Source organism: Streptomyces sp. V4I23, assembly GCF_030817975.1.
Classification (GTDB): domain Bacteria; phylum Actinomycetota; class Actinomycetes; order Streptomycetales; family Streptomycetaceae; genus Streptomyces.
On sequence record NZ_JAUSZW010000004.1, the window covers coordinates 5,449,371 to 5,473,289 of the forward strand.

Here is a 23,919-nt window from a genome sequence, read left to right on the forward strand (position 1 = left end):
GCCGGCAGGCGCCGGAAAACGGCGCCGCCGCCGGTTCACCGGCGGCAGCGCGTGTCAGGTGTTGCTCGTTCCCCATTCGTCCTCGGTGCCGGAGCCCCGCTCCCGCAGTGCGCGGACCCGTTCCGCGACCGACTCGGGCATCCGGTCGCCGACCTTGTCGCTCACGGCGTGGAACGCCTTGCCCGCCGCCTCGCGTCCGTTGTGGGCGGCCGACTCCGCGGCGTTGCGCACCGCCGGGTTCTGGGAGAACTGCCGCGCGGACTTCTTGAGCTGCTCGTAGCGCTCTCGGCCGGCCCGTGTGCCGATCACGTAGCCGATCGCCAGTCCCACGACGAACGTGAGCTTGTACCGCATGGGTGTCACCTTCCGTTGCGTCGGTGCTGCCCGCCTACCCGTCGAGGCCCGTGATCACGCGGTGCCGAACCGATTGGCGGAGCACCCCCCTGCTTGCGCTAATGTATGTGTCGCAGCGAGCGCACGCCCCCCGGGAGCACCCCGGCAGGTGCGTTCGGTGCACACGCAGCAATCCCCTGTAGCTCAATTGGCAGAGCAGCCGGCTGTTAACCGGCAGGTTACTGGTTCGAGTCCAGTCGGGGGAGCGCGATCCCCTGTAGCTCAATTGGCAGAGCATTCGGCTGTTAACCGGAGGGTTGCTGGTTCGAGTCCAGCCGGGGGAGCAGAGGCGGAAGAGGGCCCCGATGAGGGTCCTTTTTCGCGTTCCGGGGGGTCTTCCGTATGTTCTGCGCGACATCCGGAACCGGGCGGCACACAGGGAAGTCCTCCTGGTCGAGCGTTGCCGACCGTGCGAGGCAGGAGATCGTATGACCGGCTATGCTGCGGCAGACGGCGCGCACAAATGTGCGCGACGCGCCGTGAGGGGCGGTAGCTCAGCCGGTTAGAGCAGCGGACTCATAATCCGTCGGCCGTGGGTTCGAGTCCCACCCGCCCCACTCCAGAGGTCTCCCAGAGAACCGTTTCTACCTGCTGAAACGTGAGTACGGGGGGCACCACTCCGGAGTGGTGCCCCCCGTTCATGCGTTCAGACCAAGATCCAGTGGACACGTAGTGGACGCGGTGTGTCCGAAATGTCACCGATGCCTGACGTGCCTTGTATGGCATGAGATGTGATCGCGAACGAGCGACTTGTCGCCCGCAGTGGGCGGAGCCTGCGGGTCTCGAATGCGTCCGGCGACTCGTGCGTGCGTCGATCTTGCTCGAAGGGTGCCGCGTGGCGAATGTTGGTGATGTACCTTGGGTATGTACATCATGGACACGTGGGATGGGGTGGTCGGTATGTCGGTTACCCAGATTGACCTCGATGACGAGGCGCTGACTGAGGCGATGCGCCTGATGGGCGCGTCCACGAAGAAGGAGACCGTCAACGCTGCCCTGCGGGACTACGTTGCCCGTATCAGGAGGCTTGAGGCGGCCGAGAAGCTGGCCGCAAGGGGCGAGCGGGGCGAGTTCGAGGCTGCGGCGGCCGCGCATGAGGCTGCAAAGCGCGCGCGGCGGGCGGCCTTCGAGTGATCACGTATCTCCTCGACACGTCGGCTCTGTGGCACCTGTTCCGTACGCCGGGAGCCTTGCAGCCATGGGAAGGGCACATCGCCGCTGGCGTGTTTCATGTCTGTGAGCCCACGAGGGCGGAGTTCCTCTACTCGGCCACCAGTCCGACTCACCGGGACGAGCTCGCCGAGGAGTTGGACGCCCTGTGTCAGCTCTCGCCAGTCCCGAAGAACGCGTGGCGCTGGGTCGACACCGCCCAGTACAAACTCACTCAACGCGGGCAGCATCGCGCCGCCGGCGCAATCGATCTCCTGGTGTGCGCGACAGCGATGCACCACGGGCACACCGTGCTCCACGTGGACAACGACTTCGCCGCGGTGTCGGCGGTCCTGAAGGAAGTGCAGGAGCGGGACGTGCGTGCCTGACTTGTGCCCACAGCACGACCGAGGCGGTCCGTGCTTCGGACTGAGTTACAAGCATCCCAGCCGACTGCGCTGCTCGCCTGCATGCATGAGTGGATCACTCTCGTGGATCCGACGCTGGCGACTGCCGCGACGATCCACTACTGCCTTTCCTGGGCGGTTTCGTCGAGCAAGGAAACTCACCACAGAGGAGTTGGCGCCGTACGCGGGGATGCGCGAGGTGGGGACGTTCCTCGTTGCCGAAGTCGCGCACGGCAACAACGCCGCAGGCGTGAAGACGATCGCCATCTACGACCGCGCCACCTTCTTCACGCTCCACACCCCTGCAACGCACGGTGCCACCGCCCAACGGCGGGTGTGACGATTCCGTGGATCGCTGTCGCCGCCTCGCGTGGTGTCCTGCGTAGGCCAGAGGACTCAACCGAGCGAGCGGAAGCCTCCCAAGCTCAGGACGGCAGGTTGAAGGAGAGGACCTGTAGGCCTCGGTCGAGCCCTACGGCAAGGAGCCCCTTGTGCCATGCCACCCCAAGGCCGACATGGCGAACTGGCACCTCCATGACCCGCGTTGCGGTGGCAGGGTCCCACAGGCACACCGTCCTGTCGCTGCTCGCAGTGACCAGGAGCGTACGACCAGCGTGTTCGACGGTACAGAGGGCGTTGATCGCGCTGGTATGGCGCAGGCCGGGCTCCTCAGGGTCGTGGACACGCTGCCCAGTGGCGGCGTCCCAGAGCCATGTCTCGCCGTCAATTGTCGCGGCGGCGATAACTGATTGCTTGCCGATGTGCAAGGAGCACATGGCAAGAACCGCCGTCGAGGCGCGCCACTGGTGTCCGATGCGTTCGCCAGTTGTGGGATCCCACAGGTGAACCCGGCCATCAGGCCCACCGCTGGCAGAAGCCAGAAGTTGGACTCCATCGACATTGACGGCGCACACCGCGTACACGCCGTAGGGATGCCAGAGGGTGTGGACGGTCTCTGCCGTTTCGGGATCCCACACGCGTACGCTGCAGTCGGCGCCGGCACTGGCGAGAAGCGTGCGTCCGTCTACCCTCAGAGAGCAGACGGCGTGAACAGCAGCCGCGTGTCCCCGGTACTCCCCGAACACATCCGCTGATCCCAGGTCCCACAGAACGACGGAGTGGTCATCGTCGGCAGCGGCCACGAGGATGCGGCCGTCGACGACCAGTGGACACAGGGCGCGTACGCAGTCGCTCGGGCCCTCCAGAGACCGTTCGGCTTGGCCTGTGAGAACGTCTCGCACCTGCACTCCGTCATCGCCACCAGTCACCAGGACCGTGCGTCCGTCCACAGACACCGCGCACACCGCGTGAACGGCATGGGCTTCCTTGACCTGCACCCTTGCCGGGTCCCAGAGGCGCACCGTGTGGTCGAGGCCACCGCTCGCGAGGAACATACGTTCGTGAACGGGGAGCGTGCACAGCGCCCCGATATCGTCGCTGTGCCCACGCAGGGTGATGACGTTATCGTCAGAAGCGGCATCCCACAGTTGGATGGCATCGCCTGTCGTGCAGGCGGGAAGTGACTGGCCTTCCACCTCCAGCGGGCACAGCCTGAGCACCGGCTCCGCACGGCGACTGAGGGTCCGCACGGCTTCCCCTGTCACGGGGTCCCATAGTCGTACGGTCGCATCCGAGCTGCCAGTGGCCAGCAGCACGTGACCGCCGACCTCGATCGCGCACATGGCGTTGATCGCGTCTTCGTGCCCGGTCAGCAGGCGCAGTGGCGTCTCACTCGAGAGCGGGTTCCAGAGGTGCACGGTCGCGTCGACGCCTGCCGAGGCGAGTAGGTCACCGTGGGGCGACGGGATGCTGCACACAGCGTTGACCCAGTCGGTGTGCCCCGTGATCACCCGCACGCAAAGTCCAGTGGTGGGATCCCAGAGACGTACGGTCTTGTCTGCACCGGCGGTGGCCAGATAAGTACTGTCCCCGGCCTGAAGTTGGCAGAGGTCGTACACGGTGCTGCCATGTCCCTTCAGGGCAAGGAGTTGCCCGGCACCGGTCTCTGTCGCCGGATCCCACAAGCGCACCACGTCTCCGGTGCCGAGGGCCAGGTGCGGGCGATTGTCGATCGTGCAGTTCCACAGCGCCCTGATTCCACCGAATCGGGGCTGCAGGACTCGTGTCACCCGGGCCAAAACCGGATCCCACAGACGCAGAGTGCCGTCCTCGGCCGCGCTGGCGAGCACGGAACGTCCCCTGGCGACGAGGCCGCACACGGCACGGACCTCTTCCGTGTGCCCCTCCAGTACCGCTTCCTCGGCCTGCGGAGTGACCAGTGCCCACGCGGCCCGATAGGGACTGCCGGCCGCGTGCTCCTTATAGGAACGGCCGAGCCCCTCCTGGGCTTCGGTGACACTGAACAGCGCCGCACGCTCCGCAGGCCCGGCATCGATGGCCAGGGGCGTCTGACGCAGAATCAGCGCAGGTCCTCGCCCCTCGGGTGTCTGCGCTTGCCCCACCACTGGTATCAGTCGGCGCAGGTCAGCATGGAGGGGATATGTCATGTCGGCGAGCAGGTCGTCCACGACCCGGCCATGCAGTGCGTGCCGCGGCAGCGAACGCAGGAGATACGCAGGTGCATCATCCCAGCCGCAGGTCTGTCCGTGGGCGATGAAAGCGCGAGTGAGAGCCCGCTCGTCCTCCTCCTTGGCTCCGTTTTCGACGCGGGACTTCTTGAGCGCGTCGTCGAGTGCCTGGTGGAAGAGACGGAAGACCCCGGCGTTCTGGTCGTTGACACCGGTCTCGATCAGGAAGTTGGCCGCCGCGGAACGCGCGAACGCGCGCAGATGATTCTCCGTCGGGCAGGTGCCGTGCAGCGCCGTGATGGCGACGCCCCAGAGGGAGAGCGGTAGTCCCGGGGCTTCGGCGTAGGCGAGCGCAGTGAGCACCGTTTCCGCTGCAATGCCGTCGATCGAGGGCAGTCGTGCCAGGTATTCGGGCAGCGCCGCGGCGACCGTGGGGTAGAACGAGATGTCCGCCGGGGCCACCGCTACCGTGTCACGCAATCCGCGGGTACGTGAGGTCAGCCCCGCCACCAGGAAGTTGCCATCGGCCAACCGGGCAATACGAGCGGCGACGGGGCGGGCCACACGGTCGTCGGCGTAGGGGTTGCCGAGTCTCTCATCACCGAGCAGTTGCAGTGTTGCCTGCGCGTATGCCGCGAGATCGATTTCCTCGAAGTACGCGGGGTTGTCCAGGTCGATCACGCGCGCGGCCTCACCGAAGGCGGCGAGCAGGTCTCCTCCATCGTCTCGGCGCCTGCTGCCGACCATGACGCGTACATGCAGGTCCGCGCATGTTTCGGCGAGGGGAATGGCGATCTGGCGGGCGATGAGCCGAGCCTGCTTGGCGTTGGTGGCCTCGTCGAGCGCGTCGATGACGACGGTGAAGGGTGGCCCTGAGGCATCGGTGAGTGCCGCGCGCAGGCTGGGAGCGAGATCGCTCACAGTCTGCGGAATCGCCGCAGACGCGGCGCGGGCAATCTCACGGGCGACTTCGAGCGCGATCTTGCCCTTGGCGTGGACGGCGCAGGACACCGAGCCCAGAGGGGCGCGTACGGCGTCGTCCGCCTGGGGCAGAGTCGCCGCGATGGCGGTGTCGGCGGACGTCACGACCCGCCCGAGCACGGCCGACTTTCCCACCCCGGGGGATCCGGTGACCACCAGTACATGCCTGGGGGCCTCGTCAGCGGTGATCCACTCGACGATCTCGGTCAAGGCCGCGGTGCGACCTCGAAACCGGAAACCCCGCTCCGCGTCCGTGCTGACGCCGCGCGCCCGCGGCTTCCAGTGCCGCCCGGCCTCGGGGTCGTCCTCCAGGGTCCAGCCCCAGGCGGCGAGTGCGCTTTCACCTGCGTCTTGAGCCGACCACTCCGTCAGGGCGGACAACTTCTCGTCAGGAAGGCACTTGTCTGCCTGGAACAGCGTCAGTGCAAGGGCGTCGCCACGGCTGTTCGCCTGGCCCACCATCCCGACCACCGCCTGATAGGTGGGCGACCACAGGGCGGCGCCGCTGTAGCCGGGGCGCACCAAATACCGCGAGGCGGTGTCCAGCCGGATCCAGCCGTGAGCCAGCTTCTCTCCCACCTCCCCGTCGGAGGAACTGCCGAAGACGTCGTCGGGGAAACCGAAGGACCACCAGGGCTCGCCCACGAGGTTTCCTGCCGTGGGACGGCGCAAAGGTGCCGCCGACTCGCCTGGAACGCTGTCTGCGAGGACCAGGATCGCGACGTCCTGTGTGTGCCGCTTGCTTTCCGGGCTCGGGGCGATCACCTCACTCACCGGCAGCCGCCGGTCCATGAGTTGGTCGAAATTGGGAAAGGCCACCCACAGGGCGGCGTCCTTGTCCCATGGGGGACAGGCGACGTGGGCACAGGTCATCACGCGCCGGCTGTCGATGAGGAACCCGGATCCCAAAGGACGGTTGTCATACTTGTCGGCGTGCACCGCCGCGACCCAAGGATCGTTGCCCGGGCGCAGGGACGCGTTCACGAGCTGTCGGGGGCCGCGTTCGAAGTCTCGCCCGGTCTCCAGATCAGGGTGATCTCGAAGTTCGCCTCGGTGGCGGCCTTGGCCACCAACCACTGCGCCGTGCCGGTCGCCTTCACACCGAACTTGACCTCCACCTCGGCGGGGCGCACCTCCCGCACTCGGTCCAGGACAGCGCGTGCGGCCTCCACGGCCGGCCGCACGGCTTCGCGGACCCTGCCCACTACTTCCTCCGCCCCCACCGGTCGGAAGGTGTCCGTCTCCTCGATCTCGAATTGCACAACGGTCTCGTCGTCAAGTACGTACGAGACCTGCCGCGTTGACACGTTAACTCCCCCTGGCTGCCGATCGGTTGACTGGCATTGTGCCCTTCGGGACCGACCGCTGGGCGAATCGTGGGAGGCGGTCAGCCCGCCGTCGAGCTTGGTCCCCTGATCACCTTCGGCTGCCTGGACCGGTAGAGGAGTGGTCCCGGAGCACGGACACCTCGGGCCCCCGCCACCGGCCCAGCCCTGCGTCGAAGGAGTGACTGGGGCGGGCCAGTGGCCGGACGGCCAGCAGTCGTGGTCGCCGATCCCGCGTTACGCCCAGACCCGGAAGGCACTGAGACAGAACCGGGCGCCACTTGAGTGTGCCCAGCAGCGGCTCGCCGCCGAGATCGCCGCAGGCATTGAGCAGGCTGAAGGCGCGCTTCGCATCAGTCCCGTTGGGGCCCCGATCGGCGGGCGTTGGGTCAACTTGCAAGTAAGCGGCTGACCTGCAAAAAGGTCACCAGCTAAACCCCGGGCGCAGGGGGTGAGCGGTCTCTGCGCCGGTAAGGCACTCCGCTGCACCATAGTTCAGCTCCCCTCCCTCTCGATGACCTCGACCTGCGCGGACGGCTCACCATGCCGTTCGCGCTGGGCGTGAGGACCGGTGCCGGTGGAGTCGTAGTGGACGCGCAGTGGACGGAAGGACCCGGAAGGATCAGGAAGCAGCCGAATGGGTACCACTTGCACCAGCGGTCTGACCTGCGGAAACAGGAAGATCTCGGCAGAGTCGGGAAGATCACGGACGATCCTCAAAGGACTCATAATCCGTCGGCCGTGGGTTCGAGTCCCACCCGCCCCACACAGGGACCACGTAGCGGAACCGTTTCTACCTGCGGGGACGTGCGAACCGGGGGCCGCCGCACCGATGCGCGGCCCCCTTTCATCCGTTCAGACCAAGTGCCAGCGGACACGCGGGGGACAAGGGGCAATGGCGTCGGCCTTGCCGTCGTCGGCCAGGTCACCGCATGCCGCTCAATGGTGGGGAACCGAGGCGGTCACCAGGTGCGGCCCGCGTCGAGGAGGAGGTCGCGGACCCGGTTGACGTCGGGGTTGGCGGGCCTGCCGGGGCGCTGGACGAGATAGCCGGTGTTGATGGGCGGGTCTTCTGGTTCGTGCAGGGGCACGAGGGCGCCTGAGGCGAGTTCGCCCTGGCACAGGAAGCGGGGCAGGACGGTGAAGCCCGCTCCCGCGGCGACCGCGGCGAGTACGCCGCGCAGGTCGGGAACGGTGACGGCGGCGGGGCAGGACAGCCGCGTGCCGAAGACGTGGCGCCAGTAGCGGCGGGCGATGGGCAGGTCCTCGGCGTAGGTGACCAGGGGGACGGCGTGCAGCGCGGCCGGGCCGTCGGCGGCCAGCCGTTCCTTCAGACGGCCGGCCCAGGCGGGCGCGGCGACCAGGACGAACTCCTCGTCCATCAGCGGCACGGCGGCCAGCGCCCTCCCGCGCGGCCGGACGGTGGCGATCACCAGGTCATAGCGTCCGGCGCGCAACTCCTCCAGGAGCGGGTCCGTCAGGCCCGTGGTCACGCGCAGCCGTACACCGTCGGCGGCCAGCGGGGCGAGCGTCGGCAGGACCCGGGTGCACAACAGCTCGGCAGGCCCTGCCAGATGAACGGGGGCGGCCGGCTTGTCCGGTGCGGTGCCCTGCCCGGCGACGGCGGCGAGCGCGTCGAGGGGCGCGGCCACGCCGGCCGCGAGATCGTGGGCGACGGGTGTCGGGGCGACGCCGCGCGGCAGGCGCTGGAACAGCTCGCGGCCCGTCTGCCGTTCCAGGGCGCGGATCTGGGTGGTCACCGTGGGCTGGGACAGGCCCAGCAGTCCTGCGGCGGCGGTGAAGGAACCGGAGCGGTACACAGCCAGGAAGGTGCGCAACAGGTTCAGGTCCGGTTGGGGTACCGCAGCGGACTGCCGTACCCCGATCGGGCCATCGAGATCCTTATGTCTCACGAAGGAATCCTATCCGCTCCCTATGGCAAGGCGGGCCGGGGCGGCGTCCGGAGCCTTACGCCCGGAACGCGGACGGGCGCTCGGGGGACGCCTCGGCCAGGGCCTTCGTCACCTCGGCGACGCCGCGGCGCAGGCCGTAGACGGGGGTGGCGGGCTGCTGGCGCCAGGAGTCGTCGATGCCGCCGGCGTCCACGGTGTCGAAGCCGAGTTCGTCGATGAGGCCGCGGACGACGTTCTTGGCGGCCTCGTCGTCGCCCGCGACCGGCAGCGCCATCCGCTCGGGGTCGTCCTTCGGGCGTGGCTTGTCGAGGATGTCCTGGGCGTAGGTGCCGTTGAACGCCTTGATCACCGGGTGACCGAGGTGCTGCTGGGTCCAGCGGCTCTCGGTGAGCCCCTCGTCCTCGATGGCGGCGATCCTCCCGTCGCGCTCCTTGGGGTAGTAGTTGCCGGTGTCGATCACGGCGAAGCCGTCGGCGGCCCCGTCGAACAGGCCGGGCGGAAGGTCGGGGATGTTCTTGAGCGGGATGGTGACCACGACGACCTCGGCGCCGCGGGCCGCTTCGGTCACGGCTACCGGGGTGGCGCCGGTCTCCTCGGCCAGCGCGGTCAGGGTGTGCGGGCCGCGGGAGTTGGCGACGGACACGTCGTGCCCGATGGCCGTCAGCCGCCGGGTGAGGTTGCCGCCGATGTTGCCGGCGCCGATGATGCCGATCTTCATGGGGAGTCTCCTTGAGTCGGGGGTGCGTGGGGAGGGCGGGGTGCTGTGCGGGCCGTGTCACACGGCGTCGAGCGTCCCTTTCATGGTGAGCCGGATGGGCTGAACCGGGGGCCGGAATGGGCCTGTTCAGGGAGAGGGATGTGCGGACCGTCGAGGTCAGTTGCCGACGGTGTTCAGCGGAGCGGGTTGGGGCGGCACCGACGGAGTGTGGAGGCTGTTGGCCTGCTGCCGCACGATGCGGCTGGGTGCCGTGCCGTTGAAGTTGAGGCCGGTGAGGGCGACCAGGGCGATAAGGGCGAAGGCCAGGGCGCCGAGGGTGAAGACGACGCTGTACTGCGTCTCGGCCGGCAACGCCGGGGTGCCGGGCGGGAGATGGGGCAGGGTGTTGGCGGCCAGCAGGATGGTGATGACGGCCGAGCCTGCGGAGCTGCCGACCGAACGGGCGATGGAGTTGATGCCGTTGGCGATGCCGCTCTGGTGGGCAGGCACGCCCGCGGCAATGAGCGCGGGAAGGGCGGCGAAGCCGAAGCTGACGGCGATGCCGGTGAGGATGCCCGCGGTGACGACGGATGCGGTGCTGTCATGGGCGAGGGCAAGCCAGACGAAGCCGGCAACGCCCGAGGCGGCGCCGGCAGCAAGGGTGACGCGGGCGCCGATGCGGCGCACCAGGGTGCCGCCCAGCTGTGCGGCGATCAGTGAGGCGAGGGTGCTGGGGAGCAGGTAAGTGGTCGCGGCGCCCAGCACGGAGGCGGAGAAGCCGTAGCCGGCCAGTTCCCTGGGGGTCCGGGCCAGGAAGGCGATGCCGATGAACTGGGTGAACATGCCGAAGCCGAGCAGCACACCGGCGATGTTGGTGAACAGCACCGGCCGGAACACGAACATGGTCATGTCCACCAGGGGCTCGCTGACGTGTCGCTCGACGACCACCCAGACCGTGGCCAGGACGGCCGCGGCGGCGAACAGGATCAGGGTGCGCGGGGAGGCCCAGCCCCAGGTGCTGCCCTGGGAGACGGGCAGCAGGAACAGGACGAGGGCGGCCGCCAGGGTGGCCGCGCCGACCCAGTCGGTGCGGCCGCCAGTGGTCTCGCGGGAGGGCGGGACGGTGGCGACGACGCCCACGAGAGCGATCACGGACAGGGCGGTGGCCATCCAGAAGACGCGGTGGTAGTCGGGATCGGTGCCCTGGGTGAGCAGACCAGCGCCGACCAGGGCGAGCCCGGCGCCGGCCGCGAGGGTGCCGCTGATCAGGCCCATGGCGCCGGGCAGCCGGCGGGGCTCCAGTTCGTCGCGCAGCACGGACAGGGCCAGCGGGAAGATCGCGGTGGAGGCGCCCTGCATCGCCCGGGCGGTCAGCAGCAGGGGCAGGGAGCTGGTGGTGGCTCCGAGGACCGAACCGGCCACGGTGACCAGCAGGATGCCGATGAGGACGGGGCGCTTGCCGCGCATGTCCCCGAGCCGTCCCAGCAGCGGGGTGAAGACGGCTGCGGACAGCAGCGTGGCGGTGGTCAGCCAGCCGGCGGCGGAGGCGGTCAGGGACAACTCGTCGCGGATGACGGTCAGGACGGGCACGACCAGGGTCTGCATCATGGCCACGACAGTGGCCGCGAGACCGAGGATGTAGACGAGTCCGTATCCAGCGCCGGCAGGCGCGGTCAGGGCACGGTGCTTGGACGGCATGAGGGGGTCTTTCGAGAAGAGCTGTTCGGCGGGGTCGAAGTGGGTGCTGCGGTGGTGCCGCCGGGGAATCCGGGCACGGTGACCGGGGCAGGCTGGGGCGGTCCGCGGGGGGTGGGCGGTCAGTGGGGCGCGACCGGGGCGCCCAGCAGACCGGACAGGAGCGCGTCGGTCGCGGGCCCCAGCAGCAGCCTGCCGTCGCCCACCGACTCCAGCCCGATCACCAGGGCGATCGCGATATCGGCCGCCTCGCCGGGCTCGACACCGCCCACGGTGCCGGCCTCGGTGAACAGGCCGATCAGCAGGCGGCGCAGGTCCGCGGTGAAGGTGGTGCAGATCCCGCCGAACAGCCGGGCCTCTTCGTCCAGGAGTTCGGCGGTGTGCGGGGAGTCCCCGGCGAGCTGGAGGACCAGGTCGAGCTTGGCGGCCAGGACGCCCCGGACGCGCTCGGCGTACGGGACGTCCTCGGCGGCCGCCGCCTGCCGGGCGCGCTCCAGTGCCTGGGTGTGCAGGCGGTGGGCGAGCTGCCGGAAGGCATCGTCCTTGCTGCGGACGTACTGGTAGACCGCTGACCGGGAGACGCCCATGGTGGTGGCGATGTCGTCCATGGTGGTGCGCCGCACGCCGTACCGGGTCAGGCAGTCGTACGTGGCGTCCAGGACCTCGCCCAGCCGGTCAGAGCCCATGGCTCAGGCCAGCTTCTTGAGCAGTTCCGCGGCGACAGGGGCGGAGGAGACCGGGTTCTGGCCGGTGACCAGGTTGCGGTCGACGACCACGTTCGGCGCCCACGGCTCGCCCGCCTGCACCTGCACGCCCGCCTCCGTCAGGCGGGTCTCCAGCAGCCACTTCGCCTTGTCGGCGAAGCCGGCCTGCGCTTCCTCGGAGTTGGTGAACGCGGTCACCCGGTAGCCCGCGAAGGCGTTGGACCCATCAGTCCTCACGGCCGCGAGCAGAGCGGCCGGGGCGTGGCAGACCACACCCAGCGGCTTGCCCGCTTCCAGGGTGTCGATCAGCAGCCTGCCGGAGGTGGCATCGACGGCGAGGTCCTCCATCGGGCCGTGACCGCCGGGGTAGAAGACCGCGGCGTAGTCGTCGAGGTCCACGTCCTCCAGCTCGATCGGGTTCTGCAGCTCGGTCATCGCGGCGAGCGCGCTCGCGATCTTGTCGGCGTTCTCCTGGCCGCCGTTGACCTCGGCGGCAAGGCTGGCCTTGTCCACCGTGGGGACGACGCCGCCCGGGGTGGCTACGACGATCTCGTGGCCGGCGGCCCTGAACGCCTCGTACGGGGCGACGGCCTCCTCGGCCCAGAAACCGGTCGGGTGCTTGGTGCCATCGGCCAGCGTCCAGTAGTCGACGCCGGTCATCACGAAAAGGATCTTCGACATGGTGTTTCTCCGAGGGTACGGGCCCGGCTCGCCGGGACCCGGAGGGGTGGGTTGCGTATCGCGCGCTCCGAGGTGCTGCGTCCGCTGACACTTTGCGATCGCTGACACATTGCGTGCAGATCGTCAGAGCGGCGATGTCCTCGACAGTAGGCGGCTGTGCGATAGGTATCCAATGAGGAACGCAATGCCTGCCATTGGAACTCCAATGGCTCTCTGGGAATAGGGAGCAGCCGGTGTATCCGACCTCCCAGCGGCGCGGCGGGCGCCCGCATTGCCGGCTCCGTGCAGGGGCCGGGCTCTGGGCCCGTTGGCGTATCGGTGGTTGCGCTGGGGGCTGGCCGGGACGCCGGCGACAGGCAGTGAGCCGACCGGGTCCTCGATGAGCGGGGCTGGGCACTACTGGGAGAAGCTCCAAGAGGGCCGGCGTGATCTTGTCCATCTCGCAGGGTCCGGAATAGTCTGCAACTAGTCAATGTTTTGACCGTCAAGTTACTGACTAACTGGCGAGTGACCGCCCCCTACGCAGGAGAAGCTTGATGAGTGAGAACCTCTCCCCGACCGGCCGCTTCCACGAGCCGCTGACCCGCGACAACGCGGCCCTGCTGCTCGTCGACCACCAGATCGGCCTGTTCACCGGAGTCCGTGACGTCGGCGTCGCCACGCTCAAGCACAACGTGGTCGCTCTGGCGAAGGCGGCTCAGGTGCTCGACATCCCCACCGTGGTGACCACGACCATGGCGGACGGCATGTGGGGCCCGCTCGTACCGGAGCTGGCCGAGGTCCTCCCCTCGGATCTCGAGGTGATCGACCGCGGCACCGTCAACGCGTGGAACGAGCCGCGTGTCCGCCAGGCCGTGGAGGCCACCGGCCGCAAGAAGCTGATCATCGCGGGCATCTCCATCGAGGTGTGCCTCGCCTTCCCGGCGATCTCCGCCACGGCCGCCGGGTATGACGCGTACGCGGTCATCGACGCCTCCGGCACCTTCAGCGAGACCAAGCGCACGGCGGGTCTGCTGCGGATGCAGCAGGCGGGCGTCATCGTCACCGACTACGCCACCACGATGGTCGAAGTCCTCGCCGACAACGCCGACCCGAAGGCCTACGAGGTCTATGGGGCGCTGGACATGCCGTTCGCCACGCTGGTCGGTCAGCTGTCCTCCGCGTACTCCAAGAACGGCTGACCCGTCCAGCCCGTGAACCGCTCCTGCGGCGCCTGTCCCCCGTAACGGCACCGCAGGAGCTCCCCGGGTACCGGGCCCTGTCCCCCCGCAGGGGCCGGTGCCCGGACCAGGACTCCCGGCATCCCGCCCCTAGGGGCGCGCCGCGCACCCGCGGCTTCGAAGGAGAAGGACCATGCCCGCAGTAACCGCCGACTCACCCCTCACCCTGCCGCGCATCCCACGCCCGGGAGAAGCCGCCCGGCAGCGCCCCGTCCTCGCCGTGACCGACGCCCCCCAAGGCTTCGAAGGCGAAGGATTCCCCGTGCGCCGCGCCCTGGCGGGCATCCACCTGCGCCACCTCGATCCCTTCCTGATGATGGATCAGATGGGCGAGGTGGAGTACAGCCCCGGCGAACCCAAGGGAACACCGTGGCACCCTCACCGGGGATTCGAGACCGTCACCTACATGATCGATGGCGTCATGGAGCACCGGGACTCCAATGGAGGCGGCGGTGTCATCACCAATGGGGACACCCAGTGGATGACGGCCGGCTCAGGCATGCTCCACATCGAAACGCCCCCCGAGCACCTGGTGATGAGCGGTGGACTGTTCCACGGCTTCCAGTTGTGGGTCAACCTGCCCCGCGACCGCAAGCTGTCGGCACCCCGCTACCAGGACATCCGCGGTTCACAACTCGAACTCCTCGCCAGCGACGACGGCGGAGCCCTGGTCCGGCTGATCGCCGGTGAGCTGGCCGGAAAGCACGGCCCCGGAGCGACGCATACGCCGATCACCCTCCTCCACGCCACCCTCAGTCCCGGTGCGCGGCTGACCCTTCCCTGGCGCCAGGACTTCAATGCCCTCGCCTATGTGCTGGCAGGCCGGGGCGCCGTCGGTGAGGACGCGCGACCGGTGCGCTCCGGTCAGCTCGCCGTCTTCGGCCCGGGCGACGCGCTCGGCGTCCAGGCCGACGAGAAGCAGGAGAGCCGGTTCCCGGCGCTCGACGTGGTCGTGCTCGGCGGTCTGCCGATCCGTGAGCCGGTCGCCTGGAACGGCCCCTTCGTCATGAACACCCGCAGCGAACTCCTGCAGGCGTTCGACGACTTCCAGGCCGGACGGCTCGGCCGGATCCCGGCCGCATGACCCCGTGCCCGACCGCTCGGGGGCAGATCGCGCGCTTCGCCCGCGAGGTGGTGCCTGCCGTACGGGACATGCTCGGCCAGGCGTCGCCGTCGGCCGGCAGCTGATCCGGCCACTGCCGTTCCCCCGCCAACAGGCCTTCACGAAGGCTTCCAACAGGAGTGATCACAGCCATGACCTTGTGGAACGTTACCGCCCCGACCTTGCGCATCGTGGGCGGCGAGGAAGTGCACGGCACCCAGACGTGGGTCGTCCAGGCGCCGCGCAGCGTCGAGGCGGTGCGACAGGTGGCCGCTCGTGTTGCCGCTGAGGACGCCGTCCGGCACCGCCGGGGTGCCGCCATCGACTCCACCGCATTCACCACCACCCGCTGGACGAGTCCAGACGGGCCGCTGGCAGCCACGGTTCCCTGCCCACTGGACCCGCGGGACGGACAAGGCCGGTGGGACCAGGGTGCGGACACTTCCTCGTCCGCACCCGTTCCGGCCGAGTACGGGACTACTGCTGCCTGACCGCCTCGATCTCGGCGCCCCCGATCAACGCGCGCCCGCCGGCCAGAGGCGCATTGCCTGCTGGACGCATCGCCGCCGCTCACTGCGCGAGCTGCTGGGCGGTGATCTCCCGGAACGCGTCCTTGAATGCCGCGTATCTCCGCTCGCCGATCGCCTCTGCGTGCCGCTGCTCGATGGCGGCCATGATTGCGTCCGACTTCTCCATCTGTTCCCGGCCGCGGGGGGTGGGGACGACCAGCTTGGCCCGCCGGTCCCGGGGGTCGGGCCGGCGCTCCACGTACTCCAGGGCCTCCAGCTCGTCGATCAGGTTGCCGATGACCTGCTTATGAGTGCCCGACTGTCGCGACAGCTCCGTCGCCCGGGTGCCCTCCTCGTCGAGAAAGGCCAGCACGGCGCCGTGCTGCGGCCGCAGCTCCGGATGCCCCTGCTCGGCCAGCGTCTTGAAGAGCTCCTTCTGGATCGAGAAGATCAGTCGCGTGGACAGATTCCTGAGATCCGGATCCTTGAGCTTGCGCCGCACTGCGACACCATCCTCGTCACCGTTATGGACTGTCACCATTCGTAATAATAATGGGCACAGAGAGACAGTCCGGGCTGCCGTCGCGGATTCGGCGCGGATCCGACCCCTCCCTGACCGGTCATGTGCCGCACGCCGGCCGTGAACCCCTGGTCGTGCAAGTCGATGAACATCTTGGGGCACTGTGCGGCGATGACCGCGGTTCCGCCGCCAGGGCCGGCGGAACGCAAACCGAGGTGCCGGGCGGTCCGGTGCCGGAGAGGGAGCGTCATGGCGGATTACGGCAGGCCGGTGGAGTTCGGGTACTCCACCGAGCCCGGGCGATACGACGAGGTGCTGACTTCGGTCCTGCTGGCGGAGCGGCTGGGGCTCGATCTCGTGGGTATCCAGGACCACCCCTATCAGGGGAGGTTCCTGGACACATGGATGCTGCTGAGCAGTCTGGTGGCCCGCACCGAGCGGATCCGCTTCTTCCCGGACGTGTCCAACCTGCCCCTGCGTCATCCGCCGCTGATCGCCAAGTCGGCCGCCACTCTGGACGTCATCAGCGGTGGCCGGTTCGAGCTGGGGCTGGGGGCGGGCGGCGCGTGGGAGGCGGTCGAGGCGTACGGCGGCGTGCGGCGTACCGCGGGTGAGGCGGTCGCCGCGCTCGAAGAAGCGATCGAGGTCATCCGGCTGCTCTGGAGCGAGCGGCGATCGGTGCGCCACGAGGGGCGGTTCTATTCGCTGCGGGGTGCCCACCCAGGCCCGCTCCCCGTCCACGACATGGGCATCTGGCTCGGTGCCCTCGGGCCGCGCTCCCTGGAGCTGACCGGACGGCTGGCGGACGGCTGGGTCCCCTCGTCGCCCTTCCTGCCCCCGCCCCGGCTGCCGGAGGCTCATGCCCGGATCGACGACGCCGCCGGGTCGGCGGGTCGGCGTCCGGAGGGGATCCGTCGCTTGTACAACGTCAACGGCGTGATCACCGACGGTCCTGGCCAGGGCTTTCTCGTCGGGCCAGTTGAGCAGTGGGTGGAGGAGTTGACCGGCCTCGTCGTCGAGGGTGGCATGGACACCTTCGTCTTCTTTCCCGGGGGTCCCGTCGACCGTCAGCTGCCGCGGTTCGCCGAGGAAGTGGTGCCCGCCGTCCGGGAGTGTGTCGCCCGCGAGCGGGGCGATGGTCCCGTGGCCCCGCGCTGACGGGCGGGTCGGCGACGAAGGCACCGTACTGTCGGCTTCCGGCGGCGGTGCCGGCCGGGGCCGGCACCTCTACGGCCCGGAGAAGGACGCGGCCGCCCGCCGCTGAACGACCCACCGGCCCGCGACACCGCAACGGAACAGAGGAAGCAATGGACAACGCATTCAAGGACGTTCCCCCCACCACCCTCGCCGAACTGCTGGGCCGAGAGCAGGTCATGGACATCGGCATCCGCCCGCTGTGGGACTCGCCGCGCGTCGCGGGGCCCGCGTACACGGTCCGGTGCGAGCCCGGCGACAACCTGATGCTGCACGCCGCCATCTATCGCGCCGAGCCGGGCTCGGTCATCGTCGTGGAGTCCGGCGACGTGGACTACGCGCTGGCCGGCGGCAATGTGTGTGCCGTCGCCCGGAGCCGGGGCGTCGCGGCCTTCGTGGTCGATGGCGTCATCCGCGACCTCGGCGAGGTGCGAGAGGCCGGCTTCCCGGTCTTCTCGCGCGGCGTCATTCCGATCCCGGGCACCAAGAAGAAAGTCGGTGCGCTGGGTGAGCCGGCCCGTGTCGGGGGTGTGCTGGTACATCCCGGCGACATCGTGGTCGCCGACGAGGAAGGAATTGTCGTCACCCCGGCCGCCCGCCAGGAGGAGATTCTCACGGCCGCTCAGGCAAAGCTTGCCGAGGAGGCGGATGAGTCCCTCGATGCGTGGGAGAAGAATCATCGCGCCCGCGTGGAGAAGGCGCTGAGAGAACAGGGCTTCACCGGCTGACCTGACCACCCTCCGCACACAGACCCTTCAGCAGAACGCCCTTTTCTCGCGAGCTGCTGCGGGGCCTGCGGATGCGTCGCCCGGCAGGACGAAGGCGCCGGGGACGGCCGGGGCCTTCGGGACCGGGAGGCTCGGGGCGGGTCAGCCCTGCCCGCTGATGTTGACCATCCACGCGACGCCGAACTTGTCCGTGCACATACCGAAGACGTCGCCCCACATCTGCTTCTCCAGCGGCACCTGCACGTTGCCGCCGTCGGACAGCTTCTCCCAGTAGCCGCGCAGCTCGCCGGCGTCCTCCCCGCTCAGGCTCACGGCGTAGTTGTTGCCCGGCTTGTACTCCATGCCGGGCGGGTTGTCCGCGCACATCAGCGTGAAGCCCTTCTCGGTCTCCAGCATGCTGTGCATGACCTTGTCGCCGTATCCGGGGGGCGCCTCGGAGCCGAAGTCGCCGTACGTGTGGACCGACAGGTTGCCGCCGAAGACGCCCTTGTAGAAGTCCATGGCTTGCTTCGCTTCACCGGAGAAGCTGATGTACGGGTTGAGACGAGAGGCCACAGCTTGATCCTTTCATGGCGGTTTGTCAGGAGTGCAGACTAGTCCCGGACCGCTTCTGTGGCAGGGGCGAACCGTTCGTGTCCGCGGCCGTTCCGGAAGTGGCGATGTTTCGCGCGGTAACGACGGTCGGGGCGGACCGATTTCGGGCATGCGTCAAGGAGTCGTGCGGCAATGGCTCGTCATTGTTGTACTTACTCGTGTTCCAGAAAGCAGTGTCGTCCGGCCGGCGGATGGCTCGACTCCGCATCCCTAATCGCGGGACGATGCGGAACTCTTGTTCCTCGCAGGGGAGTTGTGCAAGGGTGAGCCCTCTCATGTCCGAACAAACGCCATTCTGATCAACCGTTCGAATTCTCTGTGGTCGATCCCTTCCAAAAGAAGCAGTGTCGCCACCGGATGGTATGGACCAACAGGTCCGCTCCTTGTCGACCGGCTGTCGGCATCCACCGACCGGAGCCGAAGCCACTCAGCAACCCCCCACCGCAATGCCATGGATGGAAAGAGCCCATGCAGCACCCCAGCACGCCCGGAAACGTGCCCTCTTCGCAGGCCGGCCGTATACCCGGGGTCTCCGACGAGGAGCTTGCCGCCACGCTGCGCGCCGGGGGAGCGGGCCAGAACGCCCACTCCGTCGCCGCGCTGCTGGCCCGGCACTGGCAGCCCGTGTTCGACTACGCGACCCTTTGCGCGCCCTCGGCCAAAATCGCCTCGATGCTGGCGACGGCCGCATTCGCGCAACTTCTGGAGAATCTCGCGGGAGGCGGCTCGGCCGGTGGGCTGCGGCCCCATCTGCTGGTGACCACCCGTCATATCGTCAAGGCCTGGGCCGGTGACCAGCGGATCACCGCGATGCTGCCGGGGCTGTCGATTCCCGAACCCCCGGCCGAGAATAGGCAGCTGATCTCCCGGGCTTTCCACGCAATGCCGACGACCGCCCAGGTGCTGCTCTGGCATGCCGATGTCGAGGCCGAGGGGATATCCATACCGGCCGGTTTGCTGGGTATTGATCCGCGCGTCGCCTCCGACCAACTCGACCATACGCGCGAACAGTTCCGGCAGGTCTGCGTACGCGTGCACCGGGAGCACGCTCCCACCGGGGAATGCCGCCACTACAACCGCCTCCTCGACATATCGCTGCGCCGTGGCGGGGCGCTGATACCCGACATCCAGGTGCACCTGTCGGAATGCCCTTACTGCCGTTACGCAGCCGACCAGTTGCGGCAGTCCGAGGGCCGGCTCGGCGTTCTGATCGCCGAGGCGCTGCTGGGGGGCGCCGCGCAGCCCTATCTCGCGTCCCGGCCGGGCCGTCGCCGCCACGCCCGCCTGAGGGAAGGCCGGCCGGGGGCGCCCGGTGGCCGGGGGGCCGGGCGGCACTCCCGGGGCGGCGGCCGGGGCCTGGCCCTGCCGGCCCTGGTGCTGCGCGGCAGGCGGGCCGCCGTGGAGAGGGCGACACCGGCCGCCCTCGGCCTCGGCGCCGCCGTCGCCGCCACCGGGGTGCTGGCCGTCGCCCTCCTGGCCACCCTGTGGTCCGACGACAGCGACCACGCGGGACCGACCGTCCCCAGCGGGGCGGTCACCGGCACGGCTCCGTCCGCGCCCGGCGTGAGCGAGGCCGCGCCGACCGTGCCGACCGCACCGGGCACACCGACGCCGTCCGCGTCCCTGCCGGCCGCACCGGCCCCGCAGCCCTCGGCCACCTCGGCAGGCCTTCCGAGCGGTCCGCTCACCACGAGACTGCGCAACGTCGAGGCCGACCTCTGTGCCGACTTCGCCGGCAGCAAGGCGAAGAAGGACGTGGACGTCCTGATGGCGGCGTGCTCGTCCTCGTCCCCGACCCAGCAGTGGGTGTACGAGAGTGACGGCAGGCTGCGCAGCGCGGCCGCGCCCGAGCTGTGCCTGAACTCGCGCGGGCTCGACGGCGTCGTTGTCGCCGGCGCCTGCACGGGCCGCACGGCACCCGACTCCGGCGACGTCCGGTACGACCTGACCATCCAGGGGCACGTCGTCCCGCGCTGGAACGAACGGCTCGCGGTCGTCCCGGCATCGACCGACCCGGGCTCGCCCCTGGTCGTGAAGGTACGGGACGACTCGCCCGGCCAGGTCTGGGCGACGGACGGCGTCCGCCCCGGCCCCACTCAGCAGTCGGCGCCCTACGCGGAGGAGGTGGGCGGTCCGCCGCCCGGCGGTGAGCGCTGCGTCCCCGAGACGTGCGAGGCGCCCCCGTCGGCCCCGGGGCCTTCGCTGCCCGCCGAGACGCCGGAGACGCGCTCCGAGGGGAGCCTCCGCCGTGCGAGCGACGACGCACCGGACACGAAGGAGCGTTCCCGCGGGGCCGTGATCCCGGTGCTGCTCCCGGTGCCGGAGGCCACCCGGCCTCCGGCCGCGGACGAGTCGCCGACCGAGGGGCCCTGACCAACGGGCCGGGACCCGGCCCTGGCTCCGGGCCGCCTGCCGGAACGGCCTCGGCCGCACCGCGACCGACGGGCCGGCTTGCTCCGGCGAAGTGGCGCGGTGAGCCCGTCCGCACCCGCTTGCTGACGCCTGCCGCACCCGGCGGCGGGCGCCCGCAGGGCCTCCTCCGCGTCGACGACGCGTGCGGACGGGCAGCCACCGGCCCGCAGGTGAGTCCGCTGCGGTCGGCGGGGGAACGGCCCCGGGGCCGGGACGACGGCAGCATGGGGCCCACCGCCGACGCGACCGTCGAAAGGCCCCGCCGGCCGTCAGGTCCCCGCCGGGCCCACGATGCCGCGGACGACCGACAGGTCCACGAGGTCCTGCGGGCGGAGGCGGAGTTGGCCGGCCGTGCGGGGGACTTCGGCCGGGTCGCGTTTGAGGATCGCGGCGGCGAGCTCCGGGGCGATCACCGAGAAGTAACTGTCCGGCGTCGCCCACGTGTTGCCCGGCGCCGCCAGCGCCAGCGCGCCCCCCGATCCGCCCTCGCCGATCAGCAGGCTCGTCAGCGGCGTGCGGGCGGCCGCCATCGCCGTGAACAGCTCCGCGATCGCCGCGCCCGCGCCCGCCCGCTCCGCCTCGGCGTCGTTGGCCGCGCCGGGGGTGTCCACGAGCGTCAGCACCGGCAGTCGGAAGCGGTCCGCCAGCCGCACCACGCGCGCGGCCGTGCGGTAACCGGCCGGCCGGGTCGCGGTCCCGGTCTGGGCCGCGTACGCCACCGGCCGGCCCTCGCGCAGCCCGACGCCGCACAGCATCCCGGGGTCGTCGCCGCCGCACCGGTCTCCGCGCAGCGGTTCGCGCCGGGTGAAGTAGTCGTCGAGGTACGCGGCCGCCCGTGGCCGGTCCGGGTTCCTGGCCGCTCGCACGGCGTCCCAGCCGGAGCCCGGCGGTCGCCCCGCCCCGCCCAGCGCGCGCGGCGGGGGAGCGGCCTCGGCCGGCGCCTTTGATCCGAGAGCCGCCGCCCAGAAGGCGACCGTGTCGCGCAGCGCCTCGGGCCGTACGACGGCGTCGATCTGGCCCGCCCCGAGCTGCCCTTCGGCCGTGTACGCCGCCGGGTCCGCGTCCATGGGCCGTATGCGCGAGCCCGCGAAGCCGACCTGCGCGCCGGGCAGCGCCAGGATCACGTCGGCGCCCGCGCCGAGCGTCGCCCACCCGCCGCCCGTCGTCGGATCGCGCAGAACCGCGATGTGCGCGACACCGGCCTCGCGCAGCAGCACGGACGCGCGTGCCACCCGCTGGAGCTGGGACAGCGCGATCATCCCCTCCTGCATCCGGCTGCCGCCCGTGGCGATCAGGGAGACGAGCGGGCGGCGGCTCTCGCGGGCCAGGGCGTACGCGGCCTCCAGCCGGTCCCCGGCGCTCTGGCTCAACGACCCGCCGAGGAAGCCGAATTCGAAGGAGATCAGCACACAGGGGCGCTCCCCGAGCGTCGCCCCGCCGTAGACGACCGACTCGGCCGAGCCGGTGCGCCGCGCCGCCCGTTCGCGTGCCGCGCCGTACCCCTCCCAGCCCAGCGGGCCGTCGCCCGCGCGGGGCGGCTCGGCGGCCTCGTGCTCGGTGAAGTCGTCGCAGAGCAGCGCGATCGCCTCACGGGCGGTCAACCGCTCAGCCATGGAGGGCCCGCTTCATGATCTTGCCCATGTCGTTGCGGGGCAGGACGTCGAGGAACCGCACCTCGCGCGGCCGCTTGTGCGGGGCGAGCTGGGCCGCCACGTGCGCCGCCAACTCCTCGGCCGACGGCGGCTTTTGGGGATCGGCCGCCACGATCCACGCGACGATCCGCTCGCCCAGGTCCGCGTCCGGCTCGCCCGTGACCGCGGCCTCGCGCACCGCCGGATGGTCCAGCAGGACGTTCTCGATCTCCCCGGCGCCGATCTTGTAACCGCCGCTCTTGATCAGGTCGGTCGCCTTGCGTCCCACGATCCGCACGTATCCGTCCGCGTCGCGCACGGCCATGTCCCCGGTGCGGAACCACTCACCGTCGAACGCGGCCGCCGTCGCGTCGGGCCGGTTCAGGTACTCGGTGAACAGATGGTCGCCGCGTACCTGGATCTCGCCGATCGTCTCCCCGTCCGATGCCGTGATCTCCGTGCCGTCCTCCTCGACCAGCCGCAGCGAGACCCCGCGCAGCGGCACGCCGACCGTCCCCGGACGCGCCTGGCCGTCGACCCGTACGCTCGTGTTCATCAGCGTCTCGGTCATGCCGTACCGCTCGATCACCCGCCGCCCGGTCGCCGCGGCGATCCGCTCGTGGTCCGGCAGCGGCAGCGCGGCCGACCCCGACACCAGCAGGCGGGCGCCCGCCAGCGCCTTCGCGAGTTCGGCGTCGTCGTCCAGCGCCTCGGCGAGCCGGTGGTACATGGTCGGTACGCCGAACAGCATGGTGCCGCCCCGCCCGAGCTCGCGGGCCACGCCCTCGGGGGTGAACCTGCCCAGGTGCCGCACCTCGCCGCCGCGCCGCAGCGGGCCGACGACGCCGAGGATCAGGCCGTGCACATGGAACAGCGGCAGCGCGTGCACCAGGACGTCGTCCGCGCTCCACTGCCAGGCGTCCTGGAGCGCGTCCAGCGTCGTGGTGACCGCGCGGCGCGGCAGGACGGCGCCCTTGGGCGGGCCGGTGGTCCCCGAGGTGTAGACGACGAACGCGGGCGCGCCGGGCCCCGGTTCACCGGACGGCACCTCACCGTCGCCCGCCACCGGCACGTCGACGCGTTCCAACGAGCCGAGGGCAGCGGGCAGTTCGTCGCCCGGAGCGGCCAGCACCAGTGATGGTGCGCTGTCCGCGAGGATGTGCGCGAGTTCCCGCTCCCCGGTCTTCGGGTTCAGCGGTACGACGGGTACGCCGGCGAGCAGCGCCGCGACCGTGCCGACCGCGGTCTCCAGCGCCGGTGCGGCCCACACCGCGACCCGCCCGCCGGCCGCGGCCGAGCCGATCCGGGCCGCGAGAGCTCCGGCGGCACCGGCCAGCTGCCCGTAGGTCAGGGACCGTTCCCCGAACCGCAGGGCGACCCGGTCGCTGTGGTCAGGGCGGGCCGTGGCTGTCAGCGCCGGGAACAGGGAACTCACTCGTCGACCTCCTGGTGTCGCGTGCCGTGCACGGCAGGCTCATGGCAGTGCTTCCCGTCGCATCATTGTCTCCCCGTGGAGAGGCGGCGGCCTGAGCCTGC

General features: G+C 70.2%; 20 protein-coding genes, 3 tRNA genes and 1 pseudogene. 12 read left to right on the forward strand and 12 right to left on the reverse strand.

Annotated features, from left to right (window positions below):
• Positions 1-54: 54 nt before the first annotated feature.
• A complete protein-coding gene (locus QFZ82_RS27000) occupies positions 55-354 on the reverse strand; it encodes a YtxH domain-containing protein (protein WP_307715620.1) in 300 nt (99 codons plus the stop codon).
• A 172-nt stretch (positions 355-526) separates the two neighbouring features.
• Here QFZ82_RS27000 and QFZ82_RS27005 point away from each other — a divergent pair.
• The 6 genes from QFZ82_RS27005 to QFZ82_RS27030 all read left to right on the forward strand — a co-directional run bounded on the left by QFZ82_RS27005 (position 527) and on the right by QFZ82_RS27030 (position 2,289).
• Positions 527-599, forward strand: a tRNA-Asn gene (locus QFZ82_RS27005).
• A gap of 5 nt (positions 600-604) precedes the next feature.
• Positions 605-677 (forward strand) — tRNA-Asn (locus QFZ82_RS27010).
• 199 nt (positions 678-876) lie between these two features.
• Positions 877-950, forward strand: a tRNA-Ile gene (locus QFZ82_RS27015).
• Positions 951-1,293: 343 nt separating this feature from the next.
• A complete protein-coding gene (locus QFZ82_RS27020) occupies positions 1,294-1,527 on the forward strand; it encodes a type II toxin-antitoxin system VapB family antitoxin (RefSeq protein WP_307717858.1) in 234 nt (77 codons plus the stop codon).
• Positions 1,524-1,931 (forward strand): PIN domain nuclease, encoded by a 408-nt coding sequence (locus QFZ82_RS27025; RefSeq protein ID WP_307715621.1) that lies wholly within the window; start codon positions 1,524-1,526, stop codon positions 1,929-1,931. The genes QFZ82_RS27020 and QFZ82_RS27025 overlap by 4 nt, the downstream gene beginning before the upstream one ends.
• 190 nt (positions 1,932-2,121) lie before the next feature.
• A complete protein-coding gene (locus QFZ82_RS27030; protein WP_307715622.1) occupies positions 2,122-2,289 on the forward strand; it encodes a hypothetical protein in 168 nt (55 codons plus the stop codon).
• A gap of 85 nt (positions 2,290-2,374) precedes the next feature.
• Here the strand turns inward: QFZ82_RS27030 and QFZ82_RS27035 are convergent, their stop codons facing one another.
• The 7 genes and pseudogenes from QFZ82_RS27035 to QFZ82_RS27065 all read right to left on the reverse strand — a co-directional run bounded on the left by QFZ82_RS27035 (position 2,375) and on the right by QFZ82_RS27065 (position 12,473).
• Entirely contained in the window at positions 2,375-6,442 is a 4,068-nt protein-coding gene (locus QFZ82_RS27035; RefSeq protein WP_307715623.1) for an AAA family ATPase, read from the reverse strand.
• A complete protein-coding gene (locus QFZ82_RS27040; protein ID WP_307715624.1) occupies positions 6,439-6,765 on the reverse strand; it encodes a CU044_2847 family protein in 327 nt (108 codons plus the stop codon). The genes QFZ82_RS27035 and QFZ82_RS27040 overlap by 4 nt, the downstream gene beginning before the upstream one ends.
• Positions 6,766-7,745: 980 nt before the next feature.
• On the reverse strand, positions 7,746-8,696 hold the full coding sequence (locus QFZ82_RS27045) for a LysR family transcriptional regulator (protein WP_373429332.1): 951 nt from the start codon (positions 8,694-8,696) through the stop codon (positions 7,746-7,748).
• Between the two features lie 55 nt (positions 8,697-8,751).
• Positions 8,752-9,420 (reverse strand): annotated as a pseudogene (locus tag QFZ82_RS27050) (NADPH-dependent F420 reductase); the annotation flags it as partial.
• A 150-nt stretch (positions 9,421-9,570) separates the two neighbouring features.
• A complete protein-coding gene (locus QFZ82_RS27055; RefSeq protein WP_307715625.1) occupies positions 9,571-11,091 on the reverse strand; it encodes an MFS transporter in 1,521 nt (506 codons plus the stop codon).
• Positions 11,092-11,210: 119 nt separating this feature from the next.
• The gene (locus tag QFZ82_RS27060) at positions 11,211-11,774 is read right to left on the reverse strand and encodes a TetR/AcrR family transcriptional regulator (RefSeq protein ID WP_307715626.1); all 564 of its coding nucleotides are present in this window, start codon (positions 11,772-11,774) and stop codon (positions 11,211-11,213) included.
• Positions 11,775-11,777: 3 nt separating this feature from the next.
• Positions 11,778-12,473: a type 1 glutamine amidotransferase domain-containing protein gene (locus QFZ82_RS27065; protein ID WP_307715627.1), complete on the reverse strand. Its 696-nt coding sequence runs from the start codon at positions 12,471-12,473 to the stop codon at positions 11,778-11,780.
• A 536-nt stretch (positions 12,474-13,009) separates the two neighbouring features.
• On the opposite strand from QFZ82_RS27065, the gene QFZ82_RS27070 reads away from it, so the two are divergent.
• The 3 genes from QFZ82_RS27070 (at position 13,010) to QFZ82_RS27080 (ending at position 15,286) form a co-directional block, all read left to right on the forward strand.
• Positions 13,010-13,654, forward strand: a complete 645-nt coding sequence (locus QFZ82_RS27070) for an isochorismatase family protein (RefSeq protein WP_307715628.1) — start codon at positions 13,010-13,012, stop codon at positions 13,652-13,654.
• Between the two features lie 172 nt (positions 13,655-13,826).
• Positions 13,827-14,777 (forward strand): pirin family protein, encoded by a 951-nt coding sequence (locus QFZ82_RS27075; protein WP_307715630.1) that lies wholly within the window; start codon positions 13,827-13,829, stop codon positions 14,775-14,777.
• Positions 14,778-14,947: 170 nt separating this feature from the next.
• A complete protein-coding gene (locus tag QFZ82_RS27080; protein WP_307715631.1) occupies positions 14,948-15,286 on the forward strand; it encodes a hypothetical protein in 339 nt (112 codons plus the stop codon).
• Between the two features lie 79 nt (positions 15,287-15,365).
• Here QFZ82_RS27080 and QFZ82_RS27085 read toward each other — a convergent pair whose 3' ends face one another.
• Entirely contained in the window at positions 15,366-15,845 is a 480-nt protein-coding gene (locus QFZ82_RS27085; RefSeq protein WP_307715632.1) for a MarR family winged helix-turn-helix transcriptional regulator, read from the reverse strand.
• A gap of 228 nt (positions 15,846-16,073) precedes the next feature.
• Here QFZ82_RS27085 and QFZ82_RS27090 point away from each other — a divergent pair, with 228 nt between their 5' ends.
• Both QFZ82_RS27090 and QFZ82_RS27095 read left to right on the forward strand, forming a co-directional pair.
• The gene (locus QFZ82_RS27090; protein WP_307715633.1) at positions 16,074-16,982 is read left to right on the forward strand and encodes an LLM class flavin-dependent oxidoreductase; all 909 of its coding nucleotides are present in this window, start codon (positions 16,074-16,076) and stop codon (positions 16,980-16,982) included.
• 149 nt (positions 16,983-17,131) lie between these two features.
• Positions 17,132-17,746 carry an RraA family protein gene (locus tag QFZ82_RS27095; RefSeq protein WP_307715634.1) on the forward strand — a complete coding sequence of 205 codons (615 nt, stop codon included), beginning with the start codon at positions 17,132-17,134 and terminating at the stop codon, positions 17,744-17,746.
• Between the two features lie 141 nt (positions 17,747-17,887).
• Here the strand turns inward: QFZ82_RS27095 and QFZ82_RS27100 are convergent, their stop codons facing one another.
• A complete protein-coding gene (locus QFZ82_RS27100; protein ID WP_307715635.1) occupies positions 17,888-18,301 on the reverse strand; it encodes a VOC family protein in 414 nt (137 codons plus the stop codon).
• Between the two features lie 507 nt (positions 18,302-18,808).
• Between QFZ82_RS27100 and QFZ82_RS27105 the strand changes: the two genes are divergently transcribed.
• Positions 18,809-20,713 (forward strand): RICIN domain-containing protein, encoded by a 1,905-nt coding sequence (locus QFZ82_RS27105; RefSeq protein ID WP_307715636.1) that lies wholly within the window; start codon positions 18,809-18,811, stop codon positions 20,711-20,713.
• 308 nt (positions 20,714-21,021) lie between these two features.
• Here the strand turns inward: QFZ82_RS27105 and QFZ82_RS27110 are convergent, their stop codons facing one another.
• Together QFZ82_RS27110 and QFZ82_RS27115 are read right to left on the reverse strand one after the other, a co-directional pair.
• Positions 21,022-22,365, reverse strand: a complete 1,344-nt coding sequence (locus QFZ82_RS27110; RefSeq protein ID WP_307715637.1) for a carboxyl transferase domain-containing protein — start codon at positions 22,363-22,365, stop codon at positions 21,022-21,024.
• The gene (locus QFZ82_RS27115) at positions 22,358-23,818 is read right to left on the reverse strand and encodes an acyl-CoA synthetase (protein WP_307715638.1); all 1,461 of its coding nucleotides are present in this window, start codon (positions 23,816-23,818) and stop codon (positions 22,358-22,360) included. The genes QFZ82_RS27110 and QFZ82_RS27115 overlap by 8 nt, the downstream gene beginning before the upstream one ends.
• Between the last annotated feature and the right edge of the window lie 101 nt (positions 23,819-23,919).